Source organism: Longispora sp. NPDC051575, from assembly GCF_040681875.1.
GTDB lineage: Bacteria > Actinomycetota > Actinomycetes > Mycobacteriales > Micromonosporaceae > Longispora.
In genome coordinates, this window is the sequence record NZ_JBFAZP010000005.1 from 631848 (window position 1) to 649967 (window position 18120).

The 18120-nt window shown below is 72.7% G+C and carries 15 protein-coding genes; 7 read left to right on the forward strand and 8 right to left on the reverse strand.

The window, feature by feature from the left end; translation table 11 throughout:
- The first annotated feature begins 1 nt into the window (after position 1).
- Both cysN and AB0M43_RS17290 read left to right on the forward strand, forming a co-directional pair.
- Positions 2 to 1246 (forward strand): sulfate adenylyltransferase subunit CysN, encoded by a 1245-nt coding sequence (cysN, locus tag AB0M43_RS17285; RefSeq protein ID WP_363725631.1) that lies wholly within the window; start codon positions 2 to 4, stop codon positions 1244 to 1246.
- 304 nt (positions 1247 to 1550) lie between these two features.
- Positions 1551 to 2453, forward strand: a complete 903-nt coding sequence (locus tag AB0M43_RS17290; protein ID WP_363725633.1) for a hypothetical protein — start codon at positions 1551 to 1553, stop codon at positions 2451 to 2453.
- Between the two features lie 39 nt (positions 2454 to 2492).
- Here the strand turns inward: AB0M43_RS17290 and AB0M43_RS17295 are convergent, their stop codons facing one another.
- Positions 2493 to 3404: a glycosyltransferase gene (locus tag AB0M43_RS17295; protein WP_363725635.1), complete on the reverse strand. Its 912-nt coding sequence runs from the start codon at positions 3402 to 3404 to the stop codon at positions 2493 to 2495.
- A 2-nt stretch (positions 3405 to 3406) separates the two neighbouring features.
- Positions 3407 to 4309, reverse strand: coding sequence for a sulfotransferase (locus tag AB0M43_RS17300; RefSeq protein ID WP_363725636.1), 903 nt, complete (start codon positions 4307 to 4309; stop codon positions 3407 to 3409).
- An 81-nt stretch (positions 4310 to 4390) separates the two neighbouring features.
- Between AB0M43_RS17300 and AB0M43_RS17305 the strand changes: the two genes are divergently transcribed.
- The gene (locus tag AB0M43_RS17305; protein ID WP_363725638.1) at positions 4391 to 5179 is read left to right on the forward strand and encodes a WecB/TagA/CpsF family glycosyltransferase; all 789 of its coding nucleotides are present in this window, start codon (positions 4391 to 4393) and stop codon (positions 5177 to 5179) included.
- 1 nt (position 5180) lies between these two features.
- The gene (locus AB0M43_RS17310; RefSeq protein WP_363725640.1) at positions 5181 to 5897 is read left to right on the forward strand and encodes a class I SAM-dependent methyltransferase; all 717 of its coding nucleotides are present in this window, start codon (positions 5181 to 5183) and stop codon (positions 5895 to 5897) included.
- A gap of 281 nt (positions 5898 to 6178) precedes the next feature.
- Here the strand turns inward: AB0M43_RS17310 and AB0M43_RS17315 are convergent, their stop codons facing one another.
- Genes AB0M43_RS17315 through AB0M43_RS17340 form a run of 6 tightly spaced genes read right to left on the reverse strand, consistent with a single transcriptional unit; the run spans position 6179 to position 13740 of the window.
- A complete protein-coding gene (locus tag AB0M43_RS17315) occupies positions 6179 to 7426 on the reverse strand; it encodes a glycosyl hydrolase (protein WP_363725642.1) in 1248 nt (415 codons plus the stop codon).
- Between the two features lie 3 nt (positions 7427 to 7429).
- Positions 7430 to 8902, reverse strand: a complete 1473-nt coding sequence (locus AB0M43_RS17320) for a polysaccharide biosynthesis C-terminal domain-containing protein (RefSeq protein ID WP_363725644.1) — start codon at positions 8900 to 8902, stop codon at positions 7430 to 7432.
- Positions 8899 to 9768, reverse strand: coding sequence for a sulfotransferase (locus tag AB0M43_RS17325; RefSeq protein WP_363725646.1), 870 nt, complete (start codon positions 9766 to 9768; stop codon positions 8899 to 8901). Before AB0M43_RS17325 ends, AB0M43_RS17320 begins: the two co-directional genes overlap by 4 nt.
- 9 nt (positions 9769 to 9777) lie before the next feature.
- A complete protein-coding gene (locus AB0M43_RS17330) occupies positions 9778 to 10977 on the reverse strand; it encodes a hypothetical protein (protein WP_363725648.1) in 1200 nt (399 codons plus the stop codon).
- Positions 10964 to 12388: a hypothetical protein gene (locus tag AB0M43_RS17335; RefSeq protein WP_363725650.1), complete on the reverse strand. Its 1425-nt coding sequence runs from the start codon at positions 12386 to 12388 to the stop codon at positions 10964 to 10966. Before AB0M43_RS17335 ends, AB0M43_RS17330 begins: the two co-directional genes overlap by 14 nt.
- Positions 12385 to 13740: a Wzz/FepE/Etk N-terminal domain-containing protein gene (locus AB0M43_RS17340; RefSeq protein WP_363725652.1), complete on the reverse strand. Its 1356-nt coding sequence runs from the start codon at positions 13738 to 13740 to the stop codon at positions 12385 to 12387. The genes AB0M43_RS17335 and AB0M43_RS17340 overlap by 4 nt, the downstream gene beginning before the upstream one ends.
- Positions 13741 to 13941: 201 nt before the next feature.
- Between AB0M43_RS17340 and AB0M43_RS17345 the strand changes: the two genes are divergently transcribed.
- From AB0M43_RS17345 to cysC, 3 genes are all read left to right on the forward strand, one after another.
- Positions 13942 to 15834 (forward strand): DNRLRE domain-containing protein, encoded by a 1893-nt coding sequence (locus tag AB0M43_RS17345; protein WP_363725654.1) that lies wholly within the window; start codon positions 13942 to 13944, stop codon positions 15832 to 15834.
- Between the two features lie 68 nt (positions 15835 to 15902).
- Positions 15903 to 16418, forward strand: coding sequence for a DM13 domain-containing protein (locus AB0M43_RS17350; protein WP_363725656.1), 516 nt, complete (start codon positions 15903 to 15905; stop codon positions 16416 to 16418).
- A gap of 94 nt (positions 16419 to 16512) precedes the next feature.
- Positions 16513 to 18033, forward strand: a complete 1521-nt coding sequence (gene cysC, locus AB0M43_RS17355) for an adenylyl-sulfate kinase (RefSeq protein ID WP_363725658.1) — start codon at positions 16513 to 16515, stop codon at positions 18031 to 18033.
- The last annotated feature ends 87 nt before the right edge of the window (positions 18034 to 18120 follow it).

The window sequence follows — 18120 nt, forward strand, 5'->3', positions numbered from 1 at the left end:
GATGGACATTCTGCGATTCGCCACAGCCGGGTCCGTGGACGACGGTAAGTCCACGCTGATCGGCCGGCTGCTGTACGACTCGAAGTCCATCTTCGAGGACCAGTTGGCGGCCGTCGAGGCCACCAGCGCGGCCCGGGGCGACGACTACACCGACCTGGCGCTGCTCACCGACGGCCTGCGGGCCGAGCGGGAGCAGGGCATCACGATCGACGTGGCGTACCGGTACTTCGCCACCCCCAAGCGCAAGTTCATCATCGCCGACACCCCGGGGCACATCCAGTACACCCGGAACATGGTGACGGGCGCGTCGACGGCCGACCTGGCGCTGATCCTGGTCGACGCCCGCAAGGGGCTCGTCGAGCAGTCGCGCCGGCACGCGTTCCTGTGCTCCCTGCTGCGCGTCCCGCACATGGTGCTGTGCGTCAACAAGATGGACCTGGTCGACTGGTCCGAGGAGGTCTTCGAGCAGATCCGGGCCGAGTTCCGGGCGTTCGCGACCAAGCTCGAGGTGCCCGACCTGTCGGTGATCCCGATCTCCGCCCTCAAGGGCGACAACATCGTGACCAGATCCACCAACATGCCGTGGTACGACGGCCCCGCGCTCCTGCACCACCTGGAGAACCTGCACATCGCGTCCGACCGCAACCTGGTCGACACCCGGTTCCCGGTGCAGTACGTGATCCGGCCGCAGTCCAACTCCGCCCGCGACTACCGGGGCTACGCCGGCCAGGTCGCCTCCGGGGTGCTCAAGCCCGGCGACGAGATCACGGTGCTGCCCTCCGGGTTCACCTCGAAGATCGCGGCCATCGAGACCGCCGACGGGCCGGTCGCCGAGGCGTACCCGCCGATGTCCGTGACCGTCCGGCTGGAGGACGAGATCGACATCTCCCGCGGGGACCTGATCTGCCGGCCCAACAACCAGCCGCAGGTCTCCCAGGACGTCGAGGCCATGGTGTGCTGGATGGACGAGACGGCACCGCTGGTCCAGGGCAAGAAGTACGCGATCAAGCACACCACGCGGACCGCGCGCGCGATCGTCAAGGACCTGCACTACCGGCTCGACATCAACACCCTGCACCGGGACGAGACGGCCCCGTCGCTCAGCCTGAACGAGATCGGCCGGATCCGGCTGCGGACCACCGTACCGCTGCTGTGCGACGAGTACCGGCGCAACCGGGTGACCGGCGGGTTCATCGTGATCGACGAGTCCACGAACCGGACCGTGGGCGCGGGCATCATCGTCTGACCCGTCCTGTAGTTCCGCCAGCGCGGCGCGGGCCCTTGGGCCGGCGCCGCGCCCGCGTTGTGTGCCCAGGACGGTCCGCGCCCGCGTTGTCGCGCCCAGGCCGGGCCGCGCCTGGGTGTGAAGGCGGGCCACTTCCGTGTTGGGTGGCGGCGGCGACCGCGATGGCGTTGTGGGCACGCGCGGCCGGACAGGTTGCCGGACCGCGTCGGCGTCGTGCGGACGGGTGCGTGCCCCGGCCGCGCCCGGCGGGTGACATTCGCCGGAGGGCATCGCTTCCGGGCTGGTGGGGCGCGATGATGGGCGGATGATTGCCCGCCGGTTGTGGACCCTGTTCGAGCCGTTGCACGCGGTGACCTACTTCGCCCCGGAGTGCCGGGCAGCCTTCGAGGAGGCCGGCCTGCGCGGCTTCTGGCGCGGGTACTTCGGCGGGCGGGCCGCGCCGCTCGGGCCCGTCGGAGCCGCGCCGGTGACCGCGTTGTTCTTCGGGTTCGCGCCCCGGATGGTGGAGCGGGCGCTGCCGGCGCTGTGGGAGCTGGCGGGGCCCGAGGAGGCGCTGCGGGCGCGGGCGGTGGGCGCGCGGGCCGCCCTGGCGCGGCTGCTGGGGTTGCCCGGCACCGGGCTCGACGCCGAGGACCTGGCCGCGCGCCCGTCGGGGGCGCCTCAGTGGGCCGATCCGGACGGGATGACCGTCGGCCAACGCGTGGTCGAGGCCGCCGGGTTGCTGCGGCGGGCCGCCGAGGCCGTCGACACCTCCGGGCGGGCGCTGGCCGCCGCGAACGCCGCGTTGGCGTGGCCGACCGATCCGCTCGACGTGTTGTGGCATGCCGCGACCGTTCTCCGGGAGCACCGGGGGGACGGGCATGTCGCCGCGTTGGTCGTCGCCGGGCTCGACGGGTGCGAGAGCCTCGCCTGGCGGGCGGCGCTCGACAACGACCGGGCGCTGTTGCAGCCCGCCCGGGGCTGGGCCGATGAGGAGTGGGTCCGGGCCGAGGGGCGGCTGCGGGAGAAGGGGTGGCTGGACGCGGACGGGAAGCCGACCGAGTTCGGGGAGGCGGCGTTCGCGCAGGTGGAGGCGCGGACGGATGTGATCGCGGAGGAGGTCTGGCGGGGGGTGGATGTCGCGCGGTTGGTGGGGGTGGTGGGGCCGTTGGCTCGGGTGGCGGCGGATGCGTTGCCGTTTCCCAATCCGATCGGGCTGACGAAGTAGGGGCTGTTGGTCACCGTGCCGGGGCTGGCGCTGAAGGTCTCAGATGCCGTGGCCGCGTTTGTGGAGGGCCGAGACGACCCGCTCGACGGTGACGATCCGCGCGTTGGCGGCCAGGGCGATGGCCGCGCGGGGCTCGCGCCAGCGCTGCCGGAGCGCCGCCCGGGCCCAGCGGACGGACTGCTTGCGATCACCCTTGGCGGCGTACCAGCACGCGAGCTGGCCGTAGACCCGGGCCGCGCCCGTCCGGCAGGTGCCGATCTCCGGGTGCCGGTGCAGCATCCACCGCAACGACGAGATCTTCGTGTCGTACTGCCGAGCGAACAGCGACCCCACCCCCCACGCGACCCGCACCATCGGCTGGTCCACGTGCACGATCGGATGCCGGGCCGCGGCGCGCAACAGCAGGTCCCAGTCCTCGTTCTGGCTGCCCGGCGCGTCCTCGGCGACCATGCCCAGCCCGCCGGTCAGCGCGCTCCGCCGGATCACGAACGTCGACGAGTGCAGCATCGACATCCGGGAACCGAGCAGGTCCGCGTGGCTGACCTCGGCGCGGCCCGCGAGCCGCTCGTTGACCTGCCCGTTGTAGGAAACCTCGATCGAACAGGTACCGAACTCCGCCAGCGGCTTGCGCCACAACGCCATCGACTGGGTGACCACCTTGCCCGGCAGCCACTCGTCGTCGTCGTCGCAGAACGCCACCAGGTCGGTGTCCAGCGCCAGGATGCCGGTGTTGCGGGCCCCGGCCAGCCCGGGGGTGCGGTTGTTGGACAGCACCATCACGGGCCGGGGACCGCCCTGGGCCACCATGAAGTCGGGCTCGGCCCGGTCGTAGACGACGATGACCCGCATCTCGCCCGGGTACTCCTGGGCCAGCACCGACGCGATCGCCGCCCGGAGCTGCTCGGGACGATTGTGGGTGGGGATGACGACACCGATGGACGGCCAGTACATGTCTAACTCCGGAGGTAGCCGTAGCGGCTGAGCAGGGGCCCGGTGAGCGCCCGCACGATGTTCCGCTGTCGGGGGGGAAGCGAGGTCCGCCAGGCCTCGTCGCGGCGGAGCGGCACCGGGCCCACCGTGAACCGCATCGGGTTCCCGGCCGCGCTGTGGCACGTGGTCAACTGCGCGGAGTCGGCGTGCAGGAACTCCATCGGCCCCGGATCCACGCCCACGAACCGGGCCAGCGAACGGGTCACGGCCACCGGGTCGCGCATGAAGTTCTCGTACCGGACCCGGCGGGTCGGGACGCCGCGCCTTCTCAGGACGCCGAACGCCGCGTTGTGCGCGTTCCACAGCATCGCCGAGCGGGCCGGGGTGTAGCGGGTCATCGCGTCGCCGTCCGCCTCGGGCCGCGCGACCTCCTTCGTCCAGGAGTAGGCGACGCCCCGGGAGTCGCGGACCACGTGCAGAACACGGAGATCCACCTCGGGGGAGTACCGCAGGCAGTACGCGAGCGCCGCGTGCTTCGAGGAGTCGATCACCACCTCGGAGCCGCTGACCTCGGCGGCGGCCTGGTACACCCGGCGGTAGTGCCAGGCGTAGTCCTCCACCGCCCCGCCGCCGCGCACCGCGAGCCGGGGGATGTACCGGGTGCGTTCCACGGAATCCCGCAGCTCCAGCAGCCGGGGCACGTCCAGCCGGTGCCAGCCGCCGAACGCCCGGTCGCCGACCTCCTGCCAGAACTCGCACCGGGAGAACCGGTTCCCGCAGGCGCACCGCTCGTCGTCACGCACGTCCCGGTCCCACAGGTGCACGACCTCGCCCAGGGCGCAGACACCCGGGAGCTGCCCGAGTACCCGCTCCAGGAGGGTCGTGCCACTACGGCCGAGTGCGCCGATGAAAATTACGCGAACCACTCATACCCTCCTGTACCAGCCCGATCGTTATAACGAGCGAGCAATACGGAGAGAACGGGGTTCGGGGCTTTGGCAGCAAAAGTGACAGTCGGCGAGATCGCCTTCGACGCGCTCACGGAGGAGGAGGTGGTCAGCCACGTCAGGGCGGCGCTGGACCGGGGGGAGGGTGGGCGGATCATCACGCCGAACGTGGACATCGCACTGCGCGCCGGGGCGGCACCGACGCCGGCCTCGGTCGCGCGTGACTCCGGCGACCCGTTCCCCGGCGACGCCGTCACCGTCCGGCGCTTCCTCGCCGACGCCAGCCTCGTCGTCGCCGACGGCATGCCCCTGCTCTGGGCCTCCCGCCTCGCCCGCACCCCCCTGCCCGAACGCGTCGCCGGCTCCAGCCTGATCTGGACCCTGTCCCGCGCCGCCGGCCTCGACGGCCGCTCCGTGTTCCTGATCGGCGGCCGCCCCGGCACCGCCGCCGGCCCGGCCCTGGAGGCCGGCTGCCCCGGACTCCGGATCGCCGGCCACGTCAGCCCGCCGTTCGGCTTCGAACGCACCTCCTTCTACGACGAACTCTGTGCCAGGGTGAAGGAGGCGAAACCCGACATCGTGTACGTCGGCCTCGGCTTCCCCAAACAGGAGCACGTCATCGACCGGCTCCGCCCCGAACTGCCCGCCGCCTGGTTCGTCGGCTGCGGCGCCTCCGTGCAGTTCGTGGCCGGCGAGCTGCACCGCGCGCCACTCTGGATGCAACGTTCCGGTCTGGAGTGGATCCACCGGCTGCTCAGCGAACCCCGGCGGCTCGCCGGCCGGTACCTCATCCACGATCTGCCCTTTGCTTTTCGCCTTCTGAGCTCCGCTGTGAGGAAACGTGCCTGAGATGCAGACCTTCGACCGACCCACCGACGCCTGCGCCGCGCTCCAGACGCGGGTGGACGAGCTGCTCGGCGAGCACCTCGGGTCCCGCGCCCTGGAGGCCGGCGCGGGCAAACGCACCCGGCTGTCCCTGCCCCCGGACACCTACGTTGTCGGCGTCGACACCGACCCCGACGCGCTGGCCTGGAACACCCGCCTGGACGAGCGCGTGCTGTGCGACCTGATGGAGTACACCCCGCCGTTCGGCACCTTCGACCTGATCACCTGCTGGTACGTGCTGGAGCACGTCGACCGGCCCGAGCTGCTCATCGAACGGTTCGCCAACTGGCTGCGCCCCGGCGGGCTGATGGTGCTCGCCGTCCCGCACCTGGCGAGCCCCAAGTCGCTGGTGACCAAGTGGACGCCGCACAGCTTCCACATCTGGTTCCGGCGCAAGGTAGCCGGATCCGCCAACGCCGGCAAGCCCGGCTTCGGCCCGTACCCGACGACGCTGCGGCGGTCGATCGCGCCCCGGAACCTGGCGCGGCGGGCGGCCGACCTGGGGCTGAGCGTGGCCTTCGAGGGGTACTTCGAGGACAACAAGCAGCGCAAGTTGCGGCAGAAGTTGCGGGTGACCGGGGCGGGGTGGCGCGCGGCCCGGGGGTTGACCCGCGTGGCCAGCCTGGGCCAGCTCGACGCCCTGCGCACCGAGTACCTGGTGGTCCTCCAGAAGGAGGTCTGACGGTCTTCGCGGCATCGTGGGGAGGTTGTCGTTGGCCCCGCACCCAACGACTACTTCCCCACGAACGCCGTTCGATCCGGCCGGGCGACCGTGCGCGGGACAGCCGGCGGCGTGCGTTCCGGTGATACTGGTCCCGTGCCGCCCCGGGACCCCGATCCGCCCCCTGCGTTGGTGCCGGTGAACTTCCGCCTGCCGGCCGGCACAGGAGCCGGAGGGCTGCGGAGCCATCCGGAGTGCGCCGGACGTGCCGAGCGTCTCCAGACGTCGGCTGTCCCGCTGGGCTAGTGCGAGGGCGACGCTGTGGGGGAGCGGCGGGCGCGGGCGGGTAGTCCGGAAGGGTGGCCGGTCGAGGACGGCCGTGTGCTGGCCGCCGAAGGCTCGTCCGAGTCGGAGTCGGGCCGCGAGGCGGAGGGCTCATCCGACGGGAACGGGTACGCCGAGCCGCCCGGTAACGGTGTGGGGCGGTGGCGGCGGTGGAAGTGGTCCTGGGTGGCCATCGCCTTGAAGGCCGCCAACGAGGCCGGGTCGAAGGCGTACTGGTGCGCCGGGTCGTTGCCCTCCGGATCAGAGTTGAAGTAGCTCACCGCCTTGATCCGGGGCGTGTCCTGGAACAGCCGCGTGGCGTCCCGCATCCAGGACGCGCGTTCCTCGGGGGAGAACTTCCGTGAGACGCCGTACTCGCCGATGATCACGGGTTTGGGGCGGGCCGTCGCCCAGGTGAGGAAGGGGCGGGCCACCTCGGCGAGCGGCTTGAGGGTCGTGGAGGTGTACGCGTCCACGCAGGTCCAGTCGACCGATTCGTCGCCGGGGTAGTAGGAGCCGGCGTCGCCGCGGTGGAAGCCCTCGGCGGTGGGGCACCACACCCAGGACACGTTGGTGGCCCCGGCTGCGGCGAACAGGGTGCGGACGTGTTTCCAGGCGGCGATGTAGTCCTCGGCGGACCAGATCTGGGCGGACAGGTTGGGGCGGTCCATCTCCCAGCGGTACCGGAGCAGGATCGGTCTCTTCAGTTTCTTGACCCGCTCCGCCTGGGCGGTGATCTCGGCGTCGAGGCGGCCGGAGGTGACCATGCGGGTGTCGGCGCCCGCCCAGGAGATCATCAGGGTCGCGCCGGCCCGGACGAAGGCCTTGTCGGCCGGGTCGACGAGGTCGTCCGTCCACTTGTGGTAGACGTGCACGATGTCGAGGGGGCGGCCGAGGTCCTTCTCCAGGCCCGAGATGGCGTCGGTGCGGCCCTGGTCGGTGTAGTCGGCGGGGCGGACCCAGGCGCCGACGAGCGCGCCCCGGTCGGGGAGCTTGACCGGGCCGGAGGGTTGCAGGGCGGCGGGGACCAGGTCCAGCGGGCGTTCTTCGAGGGGGGTGTCCGAGCAGGCCGCGAGCAGGGTGGCGAGCACGCTCCCGAGAAGTAGCCGGGGCACGGCGCCACGGAGGTCCACGGCGCCACGGAGGGCCCGGGCCCCGGCACCCCGGAGGCCACGCGAGATCCGGGACGCGGCACCCCGGAAGGGCCGGCTGGCGAGTTCGGGCATGGTTCACACCTTCCGGCGCGGGAAGCGGACGAACCCGCGGAGCCGCGCGAGGGAGCTGGTGGGCAGGGCCAGCGGCCGGCGGAACCGCCAGCAGCCGAGGCCGTAGAGGGTGCCGCCGGTGCCGACGGCCACGGCGAGGCCCGGCAGGCCCCGGCCGAGCAGCGCGACCGTGCCCAGTGGGACGGCGCCGAAGCAGGTCGCCGACAGGGTGGCCGCGATCAGGGTGCCGCGGCCGAACGGGTGCAGGCCGAGTCCCCAGCCGAGTTGGGCGAGGGGGACGAGGTTGTTGGTCAGGACCGCCCCGGCGAGCCCGCAGGCCGCGCCCACGGCTCCGAGGCGCGGGATGAGCAGCAGGTCCAGGCCGATGTTGACGCCGAGGGCGGCGAGGACGTTGACCAGGTTCCAGCTGGTCCGCCCGGCCATGGCGAGCACCGAGTCGACCATGCCGCAGCCGGAGCCGACCATCATGGCGCCGGCGAGGATGACGACGACATTGCCGGCGGCGCGGTACTCGGGGCCGAACAGGTGCAGGTAGAGCGGGGCGAACACGGCCGCGAGCAGGTAGATCGGCCAGGACAGCAGGATGACCCAACCCGTCGCGGACTGGTACAGGGCCCGGGTGGCGGGGCGGTCCCCGGCGGCGAGCAGCGCGGCGAGCTGCGGCTGCACGCTGTACGCGAGGGCCTGGTTGGCGAGCTGGCCGACGATGACGAACCGGCCGGCGACGGCGTAGTAGGCGGCCTGGGTGAAGCTGACCAGCGCGGCGAGCAGGATGACGTCGACGCGTTGCAGGGCCTGCTGGGCGACGCTGGCCAGGGCGCGCGGCGCGGTGAACCGCCAGAACGGCCCCGCGATCTCCCCCGGTCCGGACGGGGGGAGCGCCGGCAGCGCGCGCCAGGCGAGGAACACCATCGGCAGGTACGCCCACGCCCACGCCACCGTGAACGCCCCCGGTGACCCGTCGGCGAGCCACAGGGCGGCCCCGAGCGCCCCGAGCTGCAACGTGGGCCGAAGGAGCTTGTCGTAGAGCACGGTGGGGCGGGGCTGGCGGAAGCCCCGGGTCGCGGCCAGCAGGCTGTCGGTGAGCGCGGCCAGCGGCAGGAACAGGGCGAGCGCGCCGAGCTGGCCGGTGGCCCACAGGCAGGCCGCCAGCGCCAGGGCGACGACGGCCACCGGGGTCAGGGCGGCGCGCAGCATCCGGCGGAGCAGGTGCGGGCTGTCCCGCAGGCGCGCCGGCCAGTACACCAGGCCGGTGGGGGTGCCGAGTTTGGCCACCGTGACGGCGACCGTGAACGCGGCCGTGGACGCGAAGAACAGCCCGGCGTCGGCGGGGGCCAGGCCACGCGCGACGAGCCAGGTGACGCCGAAGCCGGCGAGGCCCGCGTACGCCGCGCCGGCCAGGTTGAGGACGCCGCCCCGGGCCACGCGACCGAGGTCGGCGCGGTCCCGGGCGGTGGGTCGGGAGAGGACGGTCATCGGCGCCAGGACGGGACCCAGCCGAGCCACCGGGCGAGGCGCTCGTCGTGGGGCGCGAAGTACGCGTCGAGGGCGTCGCGCACCGACTGCGGCATCGAGGACCGGGGCCGCGCGTTGTGCTGTTCGAACGGCGGGTCGCCGAGCCAGGGCAGGCCGAGGTAGCCGAGCAGGTCGGCGAACACGGGCTGCGGGTCGGTGAAGAAGTCGTGGCTGTCGACGACGTGGATCCGGTCCCGGCCGAAGATCTCGGCGAGCCGCTCCAGGTACTCCACGTACCGGCCCCGGGCCAGGTAGCCGTGGTGCTGGTGCGAGAACGAGTAGTAGGTCGGGTCGGTGCGCAGCCGCTCGGCCTCCCCGGACAGTCGCGACGGCTCCAGGTCCACGGCCTCGGTGAACTCCTCGATGTGCTCGAAGCCGCGGGCCAGTTCGTGCGCGTGCTGGGAGTAGGCGCGCTCGACCGGGTCGCGGACGAGGACGACGAGCTTCACGTCGGGCAGGTCGCGGGCGATCCGCTCGGCGGCGTGCGGGTGGTACATGTAGTACGGGCTGGACTCGAACGTCTGGACGGGTACCCGGACCCGGGTCTCGACGCGCTTGGCGCTGACCCGGAGCGGGAAGTGGCCCCGGTACCAGGAGAAGCCCTGGTGGTAGGACGTGTCGAAGTAGTGCACGCCCTTGTGCAGCACCGCCTTCAGGATGGCCGGGTGCCCGGCGAGCGCCCGGTACAGCGACGTGGTGCCGCACCGCTGTCCCCCGCAGAGCAGGAACGACGGCAACAGTCGGGCGTTCGCGGTCGCCCTGCCGAGCGACCGGGAACCGAAGTGCACCAACTGTTTGACTTTTTCTGGGACCTTGTGTGAATCCACGACCCTCTCCTATAGGTGAGAAACCCGGCGGACCAGCGCCGGCAGTAGCCAGGTGCCCAGTACCCCGAGTCGGGCACCGGCCTCCGCCTGGCGGTCGGTCAGGTACCGGGTGGCGAGGTCCACGAGGTAGAGCAGCACCGTGATCCGGGCGGCGGCCGCGCCCACCCCGAACGGGGCGAGGAGCGCGGGCGCGTTGTCGATGACCTGGTCGACGGCGGTGGCCGGTTCCCGGCCGGCGGTGACGATGGCGGCCTGCAACGCGTAGTGCGCGCCGTCGAAGCCGACGGGTACCCCGGTGCAGAACCGTTCCCAGTCCCAGACCAGCAGGGTGTCGGACAGGGCGGCCATGTTCCACGGGGTCCAGTCGCCGTGCCACGCGCCGAAGGACAGCTGGGCGCTGCCGGCGCGTTTGAGGAGTTCGGCGGCGGCGCGTTCGAGTACCCGGCCGTCGTCGGAGGTCTTGACGGCCCCGAGGCGGGTGGTGAGCCGGCCCCGGTACTCGCTCTGCGACAGCCGGCACCGGGTCACCCCGAACGCCTCGGCGAGCTCCCGCATGGCCACGTTGAGCCGGTCGCGGATCGCCGCCCGGGGCCGCCAGATCGGCAGCGCGGACTGGACGAGCACCTCGTGTCCGCGCCAGACGCCGCTGTGCAGCACGGTGGGGGTGGAGATCCGTTGCAGTCCGGCGCAGGCCAGGGACTCCAGCGCGTTGGTCTCGGCGCGCACCAGGCGGCGGGTCAGCTCGTTGACGCCGAGCTTGACGAACCCGACGGTGGTACCGCCGGGCGCGAGCAGCTGGAGCACCGGTTTGCGGTTGGCCCGCGCGGGTCCGATGTGCACGCTGACCCGGACCCGCTGGCCGAGCGCCTCGCCCAGGTGGTCGTCGATCCCGCCGGTGCCGGACACGGTGACCCGGTCGCGGAGCAGCAGCCCGGAGGCCCCGGTGCGCAGCGCGGCGACGACGGCGTCCCGCTTGAGCCGGGCGAGCCGGGAGGTGGGTTCGGCGTACCTGCGCACCGCGGCGGCGGCGAGCCGGCGGTCGTCGGCGGGTACCAGGAGCCGGGGCCGGCGGGCGTCGGGCACCACCAGGTACTCGATTCCCACCCCCTCGTTCGCCGGGTACAGCAGGCGGAGCACCTCGGCGAGGTACGTCGCCCGCAGCGAGGAGTCCGAGGCGGTCAGGGCCGCGGGCGCGTTATTCGTGGGCATCGCTATTCCTCCACAGCAGCGCGTAGGCCAGCAGCTGGAACGCCAGTGGGGTGACCAGCGCGTTGTACCAGAACATCGCCGAGAAGCTGACGACGAGACAGGCCGAGCAGACGAGCCCGATCGCGGTACGGTCCCGGCGGAACCGCCAGATGCCGTAGCCGAAGAAGCCGAAGTAGGCGAGGGTGCCGATGATCCCGTGCGCGTACAGGGTCTGCCAGAGCTGACCGTTGCCGCCGAGGGTGAAGTTGCCGCACCGTTCGCACTCCGAGGAGCTGCCGACGGCGATCGAGTTCCGGCCGCCCGAGGTGTTGCGGGTCGAGCCGAAGCCGATCAGGGGCGACTCGGGCAGGCCGCGCAGGGCCTCCATCGTCACGTACATCCGGACGTCGTTGGATTTGCCGTGTTCGACCCGCGCGTTGACCAGGTCGCCGAGGGGGCTGACGGCGAGCAGCACCCCGACGACGGCGGTGGTGGCCCCGAGCCCGAACAGCGGCCACAGCCGGCCCTGCACGGCCAGCCGGGTGGCCAGGTAGACGGCCATCACGGCGAGGCCGATCCACAGGCCCCGGTTCAGGGAGTAGACGACGGGCAGCACGGACACGACGAGGAGTACGGCGGCCAGCCAGCGGCGCTTGGTGGCGAACGCCCAGATCACGAAGAAGCCGACCAGCAGGCAGAAGTTGTTGCCCCAGGTGTTGGTGTAGCCCCACGGGGCGGCCGGGCGGGGGATGTCCATCCCGCCGAACACGTCCATCACCTGGGCGGCGGCCGGGTGCACCAGGGAGCGGATGAAGCCCATGCTGCGCAGGCGTTGGGGGAGCAGCATCTCCACCGGGGAGCTGAACTCCCAGTGCCCGGCGAACACCCCGAGCACCCCGCCGCCGACGGTGACGACGAACAGCCAGCCGAGCAGGGCGACGAGCTTCTTCTGCGGGAGTACCGGGCGGGGCAGGTTGCCCACGTACAGCAGCAGGACGGTCAGCGACGCGTACTCGATCACCCGGAAGCCGACCCCGGGCAGCCGGCCGACGAAGGTGCCCGGCAGGGTGCCCTGCGGCTGGTAGCCGAGCGCGATCGTGCTGCCCAGGACCGCGAGCAGGAAGAGCAACCACAGACCGAAGCCGGGGGGTACCTGGATCGGCCGGTTCCGCAGCAGCCACCAGCCCATCGGCAGCGCCATCAGCGGGAAGATCAGGACGCCGAGGCCGAGCGCCCACCACAGGGGGTAGAGGGCGAGGATGCCGACGACCGGCCAGGCGGGGGGTAACGGGAGCCAGCGGGGGGAGCGGGGACGGGACAGCGCCGCCGTCACCGCGCCGGGGTCGGCGGCACCCGTCGGGTCCTGCCCGGCGCGGTGGCCGGGGGCCGATCGGGGTCCTGGGGGCGGGGCGCCCTCGCGGAGGTCGGTCACGTCAACTGCGGCTGCGGCTCGGCCTGTTCCGGCTGCGCGGGCCGGGCGGCCAGGGCCCGCAGCCGGGGGGTCACCACCCCGCCGAGCAGCACGGTGTCCACCCGGCGCAGCTGGTCGGCGGCGTCGAGGACCTGGGCGTGCGTACATCGGCGCAGCTCGACGGCCATGATCGCGGCGTCGCACAGGCTGGCGAGGCTCTGGGCGTCGGCGCTGGCGGCCGTGGACGGCGCCTCGATGATCACGTACTCGGCGCGGGCCCGCAGCTTGTCCAGCGTCCGGCGCACCGACTCGGCCTGCAACTGCCCGGTGGCGTCCTGCGCGTGCTGGGTGAGCAGCGAGACGTTGTTGCCGGCGTGCGCGAACGCCCCGGCCAGGTTCGCCGCGACCAGGGTGGCCGCCGAGCCGGGGGCCGCGCCGGTCACCACGATCAGCCGGTGGTCCCCGCACGCGATCTCGTTGCGCAGCCGGGCGAAGGCGCGCCCGCAGTCGGTGCCCGGGTCGTACTTGTCGTCGATCGCGGTCAGTTCGGCGAGCAGCGGCACGTCGGCGCGCCGGGGCAGGTCGATCCCGCGCCGGACCCGGCGGTCGAAGCGCTCCCGGCCGAGGGCGATCCCGATCCCGGCCACGAGCCCGGCGAGCGCCCCGCTGCCGAGGTTGAGCGGCACGCTGGGCTTCACGGCGTGCCGGGGCAGGTCCGCGTCGCTGATGATCTTGCCGCCGTTGACGGTGGTGGTGGCGAGCTGGTTCAGCCGGGAGGTGAGCGTGTTGAGCTGGTTGGACAGGTTGGACCGCCGGCTGTCGACGTCGCCCCGGTCGCCGGAGGGCAGCCCGGCCAGGTCCGCGTTCACCTGCTTGATCTTGCGGTCCAGGGTGCCGGTCTGCCCGGTGAGGTCGGCCTTGGCGCTCTCGTTCCGGTTCGCCAGGTACGCCTCCGCGAACGCGTGCGCCCCGGCCTGGGCGGCGCGCGGCGAGTGCTCCGAGTACGTGATGACCAGCACCGACGTGTTCGGCGGCACCTGGACCGACACCCGGTGGGCGAGCTGCGGCGCGGTCTTCGCGCTGCGCATCAGCTTCCCGGCGTCGGTGGCCACCGCCGTGGACTTGACCAGCTGGGCCTCGGTGTCGAGGTTGATGTCGCCCTTGGTCCGGCCGCCGGTCACGTTGGTGTCGGTGACGCCGGTGGGTTGGACGAGCACGGAGGCCGAGGACTCGTACAGCTTGTGCTGGGTCAGGGTGTACGCCGTGGCCCCGGCGAAACCGAGAGCCGCGGCCAGCACGGCCACCCACCAGCTCCGGCGGAGCGCGCTGAGGTAGTCGGAGAGGTCGTACGTGGCCGGCCGAGACACGTCCATGGGGATGCGGGGACCTTTCGCATCGTTACAATCGAGGACAAATGATGAAAAATGTACTATAGGACAAATCCGGCCTCCCTCCGATGTGCGGCAATGCGCACAGGCCGACTAAACGGCCAACGACCGGCGGGGGGTCGAGGGTGCGCGGCGAGTTGTGGTTTTTAGCCCACTCGTGTCCCGAAAAACTGTAAATATGCACGTATGAGAAGCGTGGACCGTCGAGTCGCCCTCGTCACCACAGTGCTCTGCCTCGGGGGCGGTTTAGCGGCCTGCACCAGCTCGCCCCTCACCGCCGACGTGCTGGTCCGGGTGGCCGCCGACGCGTACCTGCGCAACGGCCGCACCCCCGCCGTCGCCCGCGACCCCGAACTCGCCACCGGCCGGGCCGGCTCCGAGGCGATGGTGTCCTACCTGCGGTTCGAGGTGACCGACCTGCCGCGCGGCAAGGGCAAACTCCGCAGCACCCTCACCCTGACCCCGCTGCCCGGCGCGAAGCCCGGACTGGTCGAACTCGTCTCCGTGCCCGACACCGGCTGGAGCGAACGCACCCTCGCCACCCGCGCGCCCCAGGTCGGCCGGGTGCTCGGCACCAGCACCGTCACCGCGTCCGCCTCGGAGCTGACCTTCGACGTGACCCGGGTGGTCCAGTCGGCGGGCAAGTACGCCTTCGCGCTGACCAGCCCCGACAAGGTGCAGCGGTTCCGCAGTTCGGAGGCGCCGATCGGCGCGCCGACGCTGCGGCTGACCCGGGAGGAGCCGCGCGCGGGCCGGTGGCAGGACCCGGCGTCCCCGGTGCCTCGGGAGGATCCGGGCACGACCCCGCCGCCCCCGGGCGACCCGTCGGCCAGCCCCGACCCGGTGCCGAGCCAGCCGACCGGTACGGCCGACCCCGTGCCGCCGCCGCCGGTGCCGGTCCCGACGCCGCCGACCGGCACGGCCGATCCGGTGCCGCCGCCCCCGGACCCGACCCCGCCGCTGCCGTCCCCGCCGCTCCCGACCCCGGGCGCCACGCCGTCGGACCCCGGGACGCCCAGCCCGAGCGCGGTCCCCACCCCGCCGAGCCCGACGGTGCCCGTCCCGTCCCCGTCGACCCCGGGCGCGAGCCCTTCGGCGTCCCCTTCGGCGTCCCCGTCCCCGTCGGAGGAGCCCGAGGAGCCGCCGGCCCCCGAGTGCGCGATAGGACCGAAGCTCGTCCCCACCTGCGGCATGCTCACCGGCGTGGCCCCGGCCGCGCACACGAACCAGCCCCGCGACGAGGCCATGCGCGAGTTCGAGGCGACGGCGGGCCGGACGCAGCAGATCTTCCACCACTACCACCGGGGCGAGGAGCTGTTCCCGACCCCGTGGGAGGTGGCGCTGGCCCGCGAGCCCGGCCACGAACGGCTGCTCTTCCTGAACTGGAAGCCGCTGATGCGCTGGGACAAGGTGGCCGCCGGGGACTACGACCGGGTGATCGACCGGCTCGCCGCGCACATCACCTCGGTCTACAAGGACCCGTTCTACCTGACGGTGCACCACGAGCCGGAGAACGACGTCGACGCGCGGCAGGGCTCGGGCATGACCGCCCGGGACTACGCGGCGATGTTCAAGCACGTCGTGGAGCGGCTGCGCGCCAAGGGCGTCACGAACGCGGTGACCGTCATGTGTTACATGTCCTACGTGCCGTGGAACATCCAGCCGTGGTTCACCGAGCTGTACCCGGGTGACGACGTGATCGACTGGGTGAGCTGGGACGTGTACGCCTACAGCGAGGGCGGATTCGGCTACGGCGACTTCGTGGAGATGGTCAACCGGACCGCGACCGGCAAGGCGTGGCCGGGCATCTACTCCTGGGCGGCGCGCACGTTCCCGGACAAGCCGCTGATGGTGGCCGAGTGGGGTGTGTGGCAGTCGGGCGGGAACCCGGGGCACAAGCCGTGGTTCTTCCAGACCACCTCCGACCAGATGGCGCTGTTCCCCCGGGTGAAGGCCCTGGTGTACTTCGACTCGCCGAACGCCGAGGGCCGCGACTCCCGGATCGACGCGACCCCGCAGGCGGCGGCGGCGTTCCGGAGTCTGATGGACAACCGGGTGTTCGACGTCCGGCTCCGCTGACGTGGCGGGGCCGACCGGTAACCGCTCCGTAAGGTGCACAACGGTCCGGAGCGGGCAGGCTGAGGGGCATGCGTAGGAAACTTGTCGTCGGTGCCCTGGTGTTCGCGGTCGCGGTCGCCTTCGGACTGTTCTGGTTCCAGCCGTGGAAGCTCGTGGTCGACCGGACGGTCCAGGAGGCGCTGCCGGTCGCGGTGGTCCCGACAACCGCCCCGACGGACGCCCCGTCGGCGGCCCCGTCCGCCGCCCCGGTCGACACCGTGCTCCGCCGGGGCGCTTTCGTCAGCCACGAGCACGCGACGTCCGGCGCCGCCGAGCTGGTCCGGCTCGCCGATGGCCGGCACGTGCTCACGTTCCGCGACCTGGACACCAGCAACGGCCCTGACCTGCGGGTCTGGATCACCGACCGCCCCGCCACGGTGACGGATCTCAATGCCTCGCGCTATGTCGAGCTGGGCCGTCTCAAGGGCAACAAGGGCAGCCAGGTGTACGACATCCCGGCCGGCACCGACCTGGATCTCTACAAGAGCGTGACGATCTGGTGTAAAAGGTTCAGTGCCTCGTTCGGGGCGGCCGATCTGACGTAACAGTGACAGCCCTGGGTGGCGACTCGACCTCTTCTTGACAGGCTGGGAGACTGTCAGGGCCGCAGGCCCCAGGGGCCGAGGGAGGGGGCTGTCAATGAACGGCTGGGTTCTGCCAGACGAGGTACTACGGGGCGCACCGACGTATACGCCCCGACCACGGGAGCTCGCCGATCTGGAACTACTGCTCAGCGGGGCGTACGCCCCGCTGACGGGTTTTCTGAGCCGTGCCGACCTGGTGGGGGTGACCCGGCGTGGCCGCCTCGCCGACGGCACCCCGTGGTCGGCGCCGGTGACGCTGGAGGTGCCGGTCGAGCTCACGGGGAAGCTGGACCTGACCAACCCGATGCGCCGGGTCCTGGTGCTCACCGACACCGAGGCCGCCCCGGCGGCGGCCCTGGACGTCACCGAGTCCTGGGAGGCCCGCGCCGGTTCGGTGTTCATCTCGGGCCAGCTGCGCCGGCTCGGGGAGGGGCCGCGCGGCGCGTTCAAGAAGCTCCGGCTCGGCCCGTCCGAGGTCCGTGAGCTGTTGCCGGCCGGGCGGGTGCTCGGCGTGATCGCCGACCGGCCGCTGCACCGCCCGCAGCTCGCCCAGCTCGCGCACGCCGCCCGCACCATCGCGGGCCACGTCCTGATCATCGTGCCGGTCGGCGGCCCCGGCCCGGACGGCCTGCCGCCCGAGGCGCTGGTCCGTTCCGTGCTCGCGGCCCGCGACCGGCTGCCGGCGGCCACCATCGTCGCCGTGCCGCTCAGCCGGACCGGGGACGACGTCCGCGACGCCCTGCTGCACAGCCGGGTCGCCGCCGCCTACGGGGTGACGCACCTGCTGTCGGGTGCGGCCACCATCACGGCCGGCGGCCTCCGGGTGGTCCTGCCCCGCGAGCTCGCCTACGACGCCCGGGACGGCCAGTGGCGTTCCCGGGACGACGTGCCCCCGCACACCCGGCGCCTCGCGCTCACCAACCGCGAGATCGCCGACCTCCAGGACCGGGGCGTGACCCTGCCCGAGTGGCACACGCCGCCGGCGGTGGCCCGCGAGCTGCGCCGGTCCCGGCCGCCCCGCAAGGAACGCGGCCTGGTCGTGCTGTTCACCGGCCTGTCCGGCGCGGGCAAGTCCACGATCGCCCGGGGCGTGCACGAGGCCCTGCTGGAGGGCGGCGACCGCAACGCGAGCCTGCTCGACGGGGACGTGGTGCGCCGGTTGCTGTCGTCCGGGCTGGGCTTCTCGCGGGCCGACCGGGACCTGAACATCTCCCGGATCGGGTTCGTCGCGTCCGAGATCGCCAAGCACGGCGGGCTGGCCCTGTGCTGCCCGATCGCGCCGTACGCGCACGGGCGGTCGGAGGCGCGCCGCCTCGCGCACGAGGCCGGGGCCGGGTTCATCCTGGTGCACATCGCCACCCCGCTGGAGGTGTGCGAGCACCGCGACCGCAAGGGGCTGTACGCGAAGGCCCGCGCCGGCGAGATCACGAACCTGACGGGCGTGCACGACCCGTACGAGATCCCGACGGACGCGGAGCTGACCCTGGACACGGCCGGCACGGTGGACGAGGCGGTGGCGACGGTCCTGGAGTACCTGACGGCGGAGGGCTGGCTGGAGCCGACCTCGCACCGCTGACCGCCGGTCGGCCCGTGACCGCCGGTCGGCCCGGGGCGCGGGCCGGCCGGAAACCGGCTGCCGGACGGTGGCGCGGCGGGCGGCGTT